This window comes from Haemophilus aegyptius (genome assembly GCF_900475885.1).
GTDB classification, from domain to species: Bacteria; Pseudomonadota; Gammaproteobacteria; order Enterobacterales; family Pasteurellaceae; genus Haemophilus; species Haemophilus influenzae.
In genome coordinates, this window is record NZ_LS483429.1 from 1,397,821 (window position 1) to 1,409,341 (window position 11,521).

Annotated in this window: 14 protein-coding genes and 3 pseudogenes; 12 read left to right on the forward strand and 5 right to left on the reverse strand. The window is 37.8% G+C overall.

Features of this window, described 5'->3' with window-relative positions:
• Positions 1-60 precede the first annotated feature (60 nt).
• Both DQN49_RS07370 and DQN49_RS10660 read left to right on the forward strand, forming a co-directional pair.
• Positions 61-477: a phage virion morphogenesis protein gene (locus DQN49_RS07370; RefSeq protein WP_005682185.1), complete on the forward strand. Its 417-nt coding sequence runs from the start codon at positions 61-63 to the stop codon at positions 475-477.
• Between the two features lie 234 nt (positions 478-711).
• Positions 712-813: pseudogene (locus tag DQN49_RS10660) on the forward strand (peptidase); the annotation flags it as partial.
• Positions 814-850: 37 nt separating this feature from the next.
• Here DQN49_RS10660 and DQN49_RS07380 read toward each other — a convergent pair.
• The 5 genes and pseudogenes from DQN49_RS07380 to DQN49_RS07400 all read right to left on the reverse strand — a co-directional run.
• On the reverse strand, positions 851-1,648 hold the full coding sequence (locus tag DQN49_RS07380) for a LicD family protein (protein ID WP_111723578.1): 798 nt from the start codon (positions 1,646-1,648) through the stop codon (positions 851-853).
• Positions 1,648-2,349: an NTP transferase domain-containing protein gene (locus tag DQN49_RS07385; protein WP_006996616.1), complete on the reverse strand. Its 702-nt coding sequence runs from the start codon at positions 2,347-2,349 to the stop codon at positions 1,648-1,650. The genes DQN49_RS07380 and DQN49_RS07385 overlap by 1 nt, the downstream gene beginning before the upstream one ends.
• On the reverse strand, positions 2,346-3,224 hold the full coding sequence (licB, locus tag DQN49_RS07390) for a choline transport protein LicB (protein WP_006996615.1): 879 nt from the start codon (positions 3,222-3,224) through the stop codon (positions 2,346-2,348). Before licB ends, DQN49_RS07385 begins: the two co-directional genes overlap by 4 nt.
• Entirely contained in the window at positions 3,224-4,240 is a 1,017-nt protein-coding gene (licA, locus tag DQN49_RS07395; protein WP_197712460.1) for a phosphorylcholine kinase LicA, read from the reverse strand. Before licA ends, licB begins: the two co-directional genes overlap by 1 nt.
• 82 nt (positions 4,241-4,322) lie before the next feature.
• Positions 4,323-4,532 (reverse strand): annotated as a pseudogene (locus DQN49_RS07400) (bifunctional tRNA (5-methylaminomethyl-2-thiouridine)(34)-methyltransferase MnmD/FAD-dependent 5-carboxymethylaminomethyl-2-thiouridine(34) oxidoreductase MnmC); the annotation flags it as partial.
• Positions 4,533-4,556: 24 nt separating this feature from the next.
• Here DQN49_RS07400 and DQN49_RS07405 point away from each other — a divergent pair.
• The 10 genes and pseudogenes from DQN49_RS07405 (at position 4,557) to kdsA (ending at position 11,505) form a co-directional block, all read left to right on the forward strand.
• A complete protein-coding gene (locus DQN49_RS07405) occupies positions 4,557-4,685 on the forward strand; it encodes a Com family DNA-binding transcriptional regulator (protein ID WP_032826285.1) in 129 nt (42 codons plus the stop codon).
• A 66-nt stretch (positions 4,686-4,751) separates the two neighbouring features.
• A complete protein-coding gene (locus tag DQN49_RS07410; protein ID WP_006996114.1) occupies positions 4,752-5,288 on the forward strand; it encodes an elongation factor P hydroxylase in 537 nt (178 codons plus the stop codon).
• Positions 5,289-5,486: 198 nt separating this feature from the next.
• Positions 5,487-6,146: a tetratricopeptide repeat protein gene (locus tag DQN49_RS07415; RefSeq protein ID WP_006996113.1), complete on the forward strand. Its 660-nt coding sequence runs from the start codon at positions 5,487-5,489 to the stop codon at positions 6,144-6,146.
• Entirely contained in the window at positions 6,146-6,322 is a 177-nt protein-coding gene (locus DQN49_RS10235; protein WP_006996112.1) for a hypothetical protein, read from the forward strand. The genes DQN49_RS07415 and DQN49_RS10235 overlap by 1 nt, the downstream gene beginning before the upstream one ends.
• A gap of 11 nt (positions 6,323-6,333) precedes the next feature.
• A pseudogene (locus DQN49_RS07420) lies at positions 6,334-7,101 on the forward strand (tetratricopeptide repeat protein).
• Between the two features lie 278 nt (positions 7,102-7,379).
• Entirely contained in the window at positions 7,380-8,462 is a 1,083-nt protein-coding gene (prfA, locus tag DQN49_RS07425; RefSeq protein ID WP_032826329.1) for a peptide chain release factor 1, read from the forward strand.
• 52 nt (positions 8,463-8,514) lie between these two features.
• The gene (locus DQN49_RS07430) at positions 8,515-8,955 is read left to right on the forward strand and encodes an RDD family protein (RefSeq protein WP_013527733.1); all 441 of its coding nucleotides are present in this window, start codon (positions 8,515-8,517) and stop codon (positions 8,953-8,955) included.
• On the forward strand, positions 8,955-9,833 hold the full coding sequence (prmC, locus tag DQN49_RS07435; protein WP_006996107.1) for a peptide chain release factor N(5)-glutamine methyltransferase: 879 nt from the start codon (positions 8,955-8,957) through the stop codon (positions 9,831-9,833). Before DQN49_RS07430 ends, prmC begins: the two co-directional genes overlap by 1 nt.
• On the forward strand, positions 9,833-10,636 hold the full coding sequence (locus DQN49_RS07440) for a SirB1 family protein (protein WP_006996106.1): 804 nt from the start codon (positions 9,833-9,835) through the stop codon (positions 10,634-10,636). Before prmC ends, DQN49_RS07440 begins: the two co-directional genes overlap by 1 nt.
• Positions 10,637-10,650: 14 nt before the next feature.
• Positions 10,651-11,505, forward strand: coding sequence for a 3-deoxy-8-phosphooctulonate synthase (gene kdsA / locus DQN49_RS07445; protein WP_006996105.1), 855 nt, complete (start codon positions 10,651-10,653; stop codon positions 11,503-11,505).
• Positions 11,506-11,521: the final 16 nt, after the last annotated feature.

Below are 11,521 nucleotides of genomic sequence, written 5' to 3' on the forward strand. Positions count from 1 at the left end.
CGCTTTTTTAATAACTGCCTTGCATGAATATACCCCCTTAAATTTTAAAAATCAACGATTATGATAGACATTGAAATCAATAACGCACAAGAAATTGCATCGGCACTAGAACGCCTTGCACAAGCCACCGCTCATCGAGCTCCGTTAATGCGAAGTATTGCGGGGACAATGGAATCAGCTGTGCTGCAAAATTTTGATGTTGGGGGGCGTCCTAAATGGCTGGGGCTGAAATATCGTCAAGGTACGCCTTTGGTGGATACTGAAAACCTGATGGCGAGCATTACTTCTGAATATAACAACAATGAAGCCATTGTGGGGACGAATGAGCCTTACGCGGCTATTCATCAATTCGGCGGTAAAGCTGGACGAGGTCGTAAAGTAGAAATTCCAGCTCGTCCTTTTTTGGCTTTAACACCTCAAGATAAGGCAGATATTTTGGAAGACGTGCAAGACTACTTCCAACGATTAATTAATTGACATCCTACCCGTCCTTTAGGGCACGGAGGATGTCAACTTGCTTTTTTAGGGACAGTTATGTTGTGCGAGTTTATCTAAAGTGTAAAATTTAAACGCCCTTTAATGATGATTTAAAGGGCGTTTTTATTTCTCAAATTTAGCGATTTTTAACCGCTTAAAATGGGAAACAGCCAAGATTTCAGATTTCTCACTTTTAACGGTTATGTTTCTCAAAATTTGCGGACGGCTACATCTGCGCCAATTCAAAAATTACAAAAAGAATTTAATGTATTAACTAAATTTAATGATCCTAAAGGTCAGTATTTGTATTGTTTGAATTGTGGAAAAGTGAAGTAATAATTGAAAAAGGGCAGAATTAAATCTGCCCTTTCGCTTACAAAATATATGCCTCTTGAATATGATGTGGCTTTTGGTCTTCTTCTGGTGGAAGCTTCATATAATCTCCATAATATTGTGTTAAGTGTTCGTGATATCCATTCATTACTTGAAATTGTCGTCCTTCAAATTCTTTATAAATCACGTGATTAAAATATTCCTTCGGCATATAAGATTTTTGCCAACCGCCGTAGTCAGATAATACAAGACCAATATAATCGCATTGTTTTATCGGATATTTTATTTGAAATTGTGCTAAATTTTTTTGCATTTTGGAAAATAAAAAGTGGCTTAATTTGTCAAGTATCGTTCTTTGCAACGTATTTTCTTTTGATCTTAACCATCTTTTCTTGCAAGAAGAAAATCGAAGTTTAATTCTTCGGTGCTTTTTCATCAGTGGGTAAATGATCTTTGGTTCATTCGGTACACCATCGTAGATAAATATATCCATAAACATCGGGCTTTTTCTTCCCTTAGTATCTGTTATTTGAGTGCGACAATCAAAAATTTTTGCCATTTCACCAGTATTAGAGGCTAGAATATCTTCCGCTGTCCCTATGCTATATCGTTCATGTTTTTCATGTAGCCAAGCATTGATAAATTTTTGATATTCATCACGGTGCATATAAACATCAATATCATCATCCCAAGGGATAAAGCCTTTGTGGCGTATAGCACCGATTAATGTTCCACCACCAAGAGAATAGTGAATTTGGTGTCGCTCACATAATGCGTGGAAATAATCTAAGATATTGAGACAAACTAGTTGTTGTTCTCTAAGAGTCAATTTTTTCATTATTTTTCCTTGTTTGTTGTAAGTTTTTGTAAAATATGCTGATAATCATCAAGGTTATCCATCTCAAATATATCATCGTTGTTAAGTTGCTCCGTATGAACATTTAATTTATCTATATATTCCATCGGAATGGTGTCCCAATAAAGTTTTGGATTTTTTAACTGCACTTCATTTGTATATTCTTTGAGTAAATTTAGAATAATATTGCAATCCCGAGTTGTCCAATAAGATACCCCTGACAAGCTAGGCTGGTTTAATGATCCAATCTCAATACGCATTACTTGCCCATTACTATTTAAAATCGGTAGCCATTCATTGTGCGTTTTAGAACGGATAACCGTGAAATATTTGCTGTGTGATGGTTTCGTTAGAAAAATATTACGATTAAGCACTACATCCGCATCAATAACATAACAATCATTAAAGAAGTCCTGTGCCAGAGAAAAGGAATAAATGCTGTTATATTCGCGATATTTTTCGTTGTAAATCAAGGTGCAGTCATATTTTTTCTTTAGATACTCGAATTGTTCGTGTAAATACCCTGTAACAATGACAATATTGTCGATATTTGCTTGACGTAGAAAAGTGAGTGTCCGTTCTAAGTTAGGTGTGCCGTGAATATCTAACAATGATTTATGTGTGCTTTGTGTGATTTCTTTAAATCGGCTGCCTAGGCCTGCTGCTAAAATGATTGCATTCATTTTTGTTCCCCTTTGTAATAAAGTGTAACGATCACTCCTGCACTTAATAATAAGGTAAGCAGTAAGGTAATGGGCTTAATTGGCTGTTGATAGAGCAGATAACCAAGTCCAATTGCCCATACAGAATATGTGATATTTAATGCCATTGCTTTGATTGGTTTTAACAGATAAATCGCTTGGTAATAGCAGCAGTAAGATAATGCACCAAAGATTATTACACCAACAATTTGTACATAATTAAAACTAAGTATATCTAGTGAGAAATTTTTCAAGGAAAGAATAAATAGAATCAATAAATAACCAATAGTTGAACCACATAGTCTTAAAAAATACACCTGAAGTCCAGAGAGAGAACGCATTGTATAGGAGGATATCACTATTTCAGATGACCACCCTAATATACAAATTATTAAAAAAATAAAACCGATAGTATTAAAGGTTATTTCTTGTCCTACTTCAATAGCAAGCAACGAAGAAGAAATAATAGCCAAGACGAATCCGAATTGGGCTGTTTTGGTAATTTTTTCTTTTAGAATCCAATAAGACATTAACGCAGCGAAAACAGGAAAGAGAGATGAAAGCGGTGCAGCATAATAGATTGTTAAATAATGAATGCTTAATAAATAGGCAGACATTCCTATTGGTCCACCTAATACGCCAGATAACGCAGGTCGCCAAAAAACACCTTGAAAATCTACCGCACTTTTTCGCCATAATGTGATGCCGATAACTAATAACGAGCAAAAATCAATTAAAAAAAGCAATGAAATTACTTTCCCTAACGCAGTATATTCACTTAATGGCAATTCATTATACAACAGTCCAGATAATGCCCAAAATACAGCGGACAGTATGCCAAAGAGATAGCCACGCATTATGGCAATTCCTCTAACAGTTTAAATGCTGCGTCTAAGCGTTTTAACGCATAATCGCCAAAATTCTCGCCGTGTTCTTCTTTGACTTTTGTCCATAAAAACCACAATACATTTTGGCAAAAACGATGGATTTTTAACCGTTTGTGAGCGATTTGAAATTCTGTCTTGTGATATTTATTTGTCTGATTGCAATAGGTTTCTAATAGAAAATCAGCAGCTTCTTTTGATAAATGAGCTTCCTCAATGATAGTAGCTATATCAAATAGCGGATCATTTAAGCCCGAATATTCCCAATCGATAAAAAATAGCCGATCATCTTGTAATAACATATTTTCAGGGACTAAATCATTGTGGCACGGACGTAAAATTATCTCTTTATTGATTTCTTCAAATTGCCAAAATACAGCTGAAAGTTTATCCATTCTCGAATCAGCTTGATAAAAAGCGGATTTGTTTTCTAGCAATGAAAAATATTGGCGAAACTCATCGAATACGCTAAATACATTACGGAAAACAAATTCACTATTGTGTAAACGACATAAATTATTCACAACTTGAGACAAACAACTTTGTTCGTTTAATTGTATCTGGCTTAAAGGCTTACTATTTTCTAAATAACGAGTCAGTTTTACGCCACTTTTGGCATCTAATACGGGGGTTTCTACATTCAAACCAGCACGATATGCCTGTGCATTATTGAATGCCTCATATTCTCGATTTATCAGTGACACATTTACGGCATTAGGGATCCGTAATACAAACTTAACTCCAGAAATATTAAGTAGAACATTTTGATTGGTCATTCCTCCAATGGAGGAAAAAGGAATGGAATGCTGATGAAGAAAATGAAATACTTCCTCAGGCTTGTAGCAAGTTTTAACAAATCCTACAATTTGATTGATTGATTGATTGATTGATTGATTGATTGATTGATTGATTGATTGATTGATTGATTGATTGATTGATTGATTGATTGATTGATTGATTGATTGATTGATTGATTGATTGCATAGCATTTTTGTATTCATTTTTATATTTAAATTTTGTTTGATTTTAATACGTTAAAGTTATTTTTGTAAGGCTCTGAATCTTATGAATTTATTCAACTTTTGAACCTTTCAACCACTTTTTTACCCAAGCTCGGTTAGCTGAAAGATTATGTAATATGCCTTCGCTTATTGGTAATGGCTCGCCATAAATGATTGAAGCTAAGGTTTCGCCTAAGAGTGGAGCAGAGGTAAGCCCGCGAGAACCTAAGGCTGCGATTAAGAAAATATTCTGAAAATTGACCGCACTTTGGATTGTAACAAATCTTTTGATTAGGAGAAATATATGCAGTCAATTAAAGCAATCCGTTGCACATTTTGTAACAAATTATTGGTGAAAGTGGGGATAGTTGGTTATTTAGAAATCAAATGCCCTCGTTGCAAAACCGTTAATACTACATGTCAATTTACCTGAAGAAAATAAACAAGAACAAATGAGCCTCTGGTGATATAATCTTGCGGTTTTTTAGGAGTCGATAGAATGGAACATAAATTAGAAGATATTATTGCAATTTTTAATCAATGTTTTGAAGAGGAATACAACACTCGCTTAGTCAAAGGTGGTGAAGAACCCATTTATTTACCCGCAAATGATGAAGTGCCTTATAACGCGATTTATTTTGCTAGAGGTTTTTACAGCAGTGCATTGCATGAAATTGCCCATTGGTTAGTGGCAGGCAAAGAACGCCGTAAACTAGAAGATTTTGGTTATTGGTATGAGCCAGATGGACGTTCAGAAGAACGCCAGCGTGACTTTGAAAAAGTTGAAGTTAAACCGCAAGCATTAGAGTGGATTTTGGCAACGGCGGCAGGTTTTCGTTATTTTGCCAGCGCGGATAATTTGAATGGCAATCCGGGCGATACACAGCCTTTTAAACAAGCCGTGTATGAGCAAGTGAAAATCTACGCGGAAAAAGGTTTACCAAAACGAGCGGAAATGTTACGCAAGGCGTTAGTGGCATTTTATGGCACAGAAGATGAAATTGATCTGGCGAAGTTTGATGTCGCGCGTATTTAATAGCAGAAAGTGAGCAAAATTGCTCACTTTTTTCAGTCTTCCTCCCAATTCCCTCCTAATTAAATAGTTCAATTTTTAATCATTTCACACCCAGTATACTGGGTGTTGTACTCTCTTTACAGAGAGTACAACAAAACATAATGCTAAACAAAAAATGTTTAGTTGTTTCAATTGTTGATTAATAAATGGACGATTTCTATGCGATTCACAAAAACACTTTTAACCACCGCACTTTTAGGTGCTTCTATCTTTTCTTTTCAATCCACCGCTTGGGCGGATACGCTGGAACAGCAATTCCAACAAGGTTTAACCGCTTATGAGCAAAGCGACTATCAAACTGCCTTTAAACTTTGGTTACCTCTGGCGGAGCAGGGAGATGCAAAGGCTCAATACAATTTGGGTGTTATGTATGGCAACGGGCGTGGTGTCAAACAAGATGATTTTGAAGCGGTGAAATGGTATCGCAAAGCGGCGGAGCAGGGGTATGCAAGTGCTCAATTTTATTTGGGTATGAAGTATGAAAACGGGAGTGGCGTCAAACAAGATGTCTTTGAAGCGGTGAAATGGTATCGCAAAGCGGCGGAGCAGGGACATGCAAAGGCTCAATTTGATTTGGGCGTGATGTATGATAATGGGCAAAGCGTCAAACAAGATGATGTTGAAGCGGTGAAGTGGTTTCGCAAAGCGGCAGAGCAGGGAAATGCAAATGCTCAAGCTATATTGGGATTCTCATATCTTTTAGGAAAAGGTGTTCAAGTAAATAAATCTTTAGCCAAAGAATGGTTTGGTAAGGCTTGTGATAATGGTAATCAAAATGGCTGCGAATATTATGGCAAGCTAAATAGAGGGGAGTTCTAATGCCAACTTTACAATGCGAATTTTGGAATGTAGGGCAAGGGTTATTTTCAAGTGGGCGTATTCAAATGGGAGACGCCCAAGCCTTTCATTGGGTTTATTGTTTGCAAGTTCCTCATCATGGTTCAAAGCCAATTTTAGTGAATAAAAATAAAAGATTATCCATTCATTCAATTTAATAGGAAAACAAATGAAACTCACAAAAACACTTTTTACCACCGCACTTTTCGGTGCTTCTATCTTTTCTTTTCAATCCACCGCTTGGGCGGATACGCTGGAACAGCAATTCTAACAAGGTTTAACCGCTTATGAGCAAAGCGACTATCAAACTGCCTTTAAACTTTGGTTACCTCTGGCGGAGCAGTCAGATGCAAATGTTCAATTTAATTTGGGCGTGATATATGCTAAGGGGCAAGGCGTAAAACAAGATGATTTTGAAGCGGTGAAGTGGTTTCGCAAAGCGGCGGAGCAGGGACATGCAGAGGCTCAATTTAGTTTGGGCAATATGTATTCTGATGGGATAGGCGTCAAACAAGATGATTTTGAAGCGGTGAAATGGTATCGCAAAGCGGCGGATCAGGGGTATGCAGGTGCTCAAATGAATTTGGGTGTGATGTATGCAAACGGGCGTGGCGTAAAACAGGATTATTTTAAAGCGGTGAAATGGTATCGCAAAGCGGTGGAGCAGGGATATGCAAATGCTCAGGCTAATTTAGGTTCGGCTTATAGTGCAGGGCGTGGCGTAAGACAAGATTATACCGAAGCCGTGAAGTGGTTTAAGAAAGCAGCAGAAAATGGTAGTGCTGATGGTCAGTTTAAGTTAGGTCTGGTGTATCTTATTGGACAAGGTATTCAAAAAGATAGAACATTCGCCAAAGAATGGTTTGGTAAGGCTTGTGATAATGGTAATCAAGATGGTTGCGAATATTATGGCAAGCTAAATAGAGGGGAACGCTAATGCCTTTATTCCGCTTACCGCAATAATAATGCGAATTTTGGAATGTGGGGAAGGGATTATTTTCGAGTGGGCGTATTCAAATGGGATACGCCCCAGTTTCCCATTGGGTTTATGATTATGGCATGAATTCAAGTCAGCAACTTATTCAAAATGCCATACAAAAATATAAAAATAAAATCACAAATAAAGCGTCTGAGATTCTTAATTTCCTTTTCGCTGTCAATTTTCCCTAAAATCGGCTAGAATACGCCGATTTTATTTTCGGTGACTTACAAATGATGAAAGATTCCATTATTGCAAAATTAGAAAGTTTAAAAGAACGTTATGAAGAGCTAGAAGCCTTATTGGGCGATGTTTCTGTAATTAGTGATCAGGATAAATTCCGTGCGTATTCTAAAGAATATTCGCAACTTGAAGAAGTGGTGAAATGTTTTAATCGTTGGACGCAATTAAATCAAAATATTGAAGAAGCTGAAATATTGCTCGACGATCCTGAAATGAAAGAAATGGCGCAAATGGAAATCGAAGAATCCAAAGCGGAAATTGAAGAAGTGGAACAACAACTTCAAATTCTTTTACTGCCGAAAGATCCTAATGATGAATATAACTGCTATTTAGAAATCCGTGCGGGAACAGGCGGTGATGAAGCGGGTATTTTTGCCGGTGATTTATTCCGTATGTACAGTCGTTATGCTGAAAGTAAACGCTGGCGTGTAGAAATGCTCAGTGCTAACGAAAGTGAGCAAGGCGGTTATAAAGAACTGATTGTTAAAGTCACTGGCGAAGGTGTGTATGGCCAGCTTAAATTTGAATCGGGCGGTCATCGTGTGCAACGTGTACCAAAAACAGAAAGCCAAGGGCGTATCCACACGTCTGCTTGTACCGTTGCGGTAATGCCAGAATTGCCTGAATCTGAAATGCCAGAAATTAATCCAGCAGATTTACGTATTGATACTTATCGCTCATCAGGTGCAGGTGGTCAGCACGTAAATACAACGGATTCTGCGGTGCGTATTACACATATTCCAACAGGCATTGTTGTGGAATGTCAGGATGAGCGTTCACAGCACAAAAATAAAGCGAAAGCAATGTCAGTATTAGCGTCACGTATTGTTCAAGCAGAGCAAGAACGCCAAGCCGCAGAACAAACAGATATGCGTCGTAACTTATTAGGTTCGGGCGATCGTTCTGATAAAATTCGTACATATAATTATCCGCAAGGTCGAGTAACCGATCACCGTATCAATCTCACTATTTATCGTTTGGATGAAGTGATGAATGGTAAAATTGATGAACTGATTCAGCCGATTATTACCGAATATCAAGCGGATCAGTTGGCTGCATTGTCTGAACAGAATTAATGATAGGGGCATCTGATTTCAGATGTCCTTTTTAACTTTACAGGGAAATAAAATGATCATTGAAAATCAAAAAGATGCTGAATTTTCTTCTACTTTCAAACCTTCTCAACTCGCTCAAGCGAGCCGTTTTAAACGTTGGCTTGCGAGTATGATTAATGGGCTTGTTCTTTGGGTGATGGTTGGTCTCGGTTTTGCATTGGGGGATTTTGCCGGTGTAGTGGGGATGATTGTATATGCTGGTTTTCAGTTATATTTCATGAAAACTTATGGTCAAACAATGGCAAAACGCTGGTTAGGCTTGCGCGTATTTAATTATCATACCAATCAGCCTGTTGAATTTGGTAAATACATCGGTCGTGAGATTATTGATATTTTATTGGCATGGACAAGTTTCTTATTGATTATTAGCGGTATTGTTGCACTTGTGCGCGATGATCGCCGTTCTTTAACGGATTTATTGGCTGGCACAATTGTGTTAAAAGACGAAAAATAATGAATTATAAAGAATGGCTGGCACAAGCAATGGCGGATTTAGCACAAAAAAATCCCACTGAAAATAGTAAAATTGATGCACTTGTGCTTCTTCAACATGCTACAGGCAAATCGCGTACGCAAATCCTTGCTTTTGATGATACTGAGATTGATGAAAAAGTGCGGTTAAAATTGACCGCACTTTTAGATCGTCGTCTAAAAGGCGAACCTATCGCCTATATTCTTGGCGAAAAAGAATTTTGGTCGTTGCCATTAAATGTCTCAAAAAGCACTTTGATTCCAAGACCAGATACTGAAATTTTAGTGGAAAAGGCATTACAAATTGCGTTAGAAAAACTGGAAGAAAATCCACCGCACTTTTGTATTCTTGATCTTGGCACAGGCACAGGCGCAATCGCCCTCGCTTTGGCTTCCGAGCTTGCGCCCATTTGCCAAAAGCAGCATATTCCGCTGGAAATAATTGGTGTGGATCTTATGCCCGATGTTGTGGCATTAGCTCAATCTAATACAGAAAGAAATCAGCTAAATGTCCAATTTTTGCAGAGCTGTTGGTTTGATAATATAACAGGGAAGTTTGATCTTATCGTCAGCAATCCGCCTTATATTGATGCGCAAGATGAACATTTGCATCAAGGCGATGTGAGTTTTGAACCCCTTTCTGCATTAGTTGCCAATGATGAGGGGTATGCTGATTTACGTCATATTATTGAATTAGCACCGAGTTATTTGAATTCTAATGGCGTATTATTGCTTGAACACGGATGGCAACAAGGCGAAAAAGTGCGGTCAATTTTCCAAGAAAATCATTGGGAAATGGTTGAAACCGTGCGTGATTATGGCGACAATGAGCGCGTCACTTTAGGTTTTTGGAAGAAGTAATGAAATATTATCGACGTGCGTTATACGATAAATTTGTGCATTTTTATCTTGTTATCTCTGATGATGGCAGCTCAGAAGCACAACTTCGGGGAAAAATGGGTGGGCTTGTGCGTAAAGCGCGTAAAAAAATTTCGCCAGATTGGCCGAAAGAAAAGCAGATTCATCAGTTACTACAGCTATTTTATGGAGATTGGGGCTTTCATTGCGATCCAGAAGATTATTTTTATGCTCGCAATTTATATTTGCCTTATGTGTTTGAACATCGTCAAGGAATGCCAGTGACTCTTGGGGCTATGGTGTTTTATTTAGCTGAGGCATTGGATTTGCCAATTTACCCAGTAAATTTCCCAACACAGTTAATTTTACGTGCTGAAGTTAGAGATGAAGTGGCTTTTATTGATCCTTGGGATGGCACTTATATTTCACAAGAAAAATTGCAGCAACTTTATGAAGGTGCATTTGGGTTTGGGGCGAAAATTCAACCCGAAGAACTTGATAGAGCCGATCTTTCTTTACTTTATTCTCGCTTTGAGCAACTGGCGAAAAATGCGCTTATTCGTGAAGAGCATAACGATATGGCATACCACTATATTAAGAATTTAATGATTACTGATGCTGAAAATCCTTATCATATCCGTGACCGTGGCTTAGTTTTAGCTCAAATGGGGGCTTATCCTTCAGCATTGAAAGATTTAGAATTTTTTGTGGAACATTGTCCAAAAGATCCAACGGCGGCGTTTATCCGCACGCAACTTTTAGAACTTAAAGGCGAGATTAATAAAGATACTTTTCCCCTCCATTGATTTAAGGAAAATTTATGCAAAATAAAATTGTAAAAATTGGCAATATTGATGTTGCAAACGACAAACCTTTCGTGCTTTTTGGCGGAATGAACGTGCTGGAAAGCCGTGATATGGCAATGCAAGTGTGCGAAGCTTATGTGAAAGTGACAGAGAAACTTGGCGTGCCTTATGTGTTTAAAGCGTCTTTTGACAAAGCGAATCGTTCATCTATTCATTCTTACCGTGGACCTGGCATGGAAGAAGGATTAAAAATTTTCCAAGAATTAAAAGATACATTCGGGGTAAAAATTATTACCGATGTACACGAAATCTATCAATGTCAGCCTGTTGCAGATGTTGTCGATATTATTCAACTTCCCGCCTTTTTGGCGCGTCAAACAGATCTCGTTGAAGCGATGGCAAAAACAGGCGCAGTGATTAATGTGAAAAAACCACAATTTTTAAGCCCAAGTCAAATGGGTAATATTGTGGAAAAAATCGAAGAATGTGGTAACGATAAAATCATTCTTTGTGATCGTGGAACAAATTTTGGTTACGATAATTTAATTGTGGATATGCTTGGCTTTAGTGTAATGAAAAAAGCCTCTAAGGGTAGCCCTGTTATTTTTGATGTAACCCATTCACTTCAATGCCGTGATCCATTTGGGGTGGCATCGAGTGGTCGTCGCGCGCAAGTAACCGAATTAGCGCGTTCAGGTTTAGCAGTAGGCATTGCAGGTTTATTTTTAGAAGCGCATCCAAATCCAAATCAAGCAAAATGTGATGGCCCTTCTGCATTGCCACTTTCTGCGCTTGAAGGCTTTGTTTCCCAAATGAAAGCCATCGATGATTTAGTAAAATCTTTTCCAGAATTGGATACCTCAATTTAAATTTCATCAAAAGTGC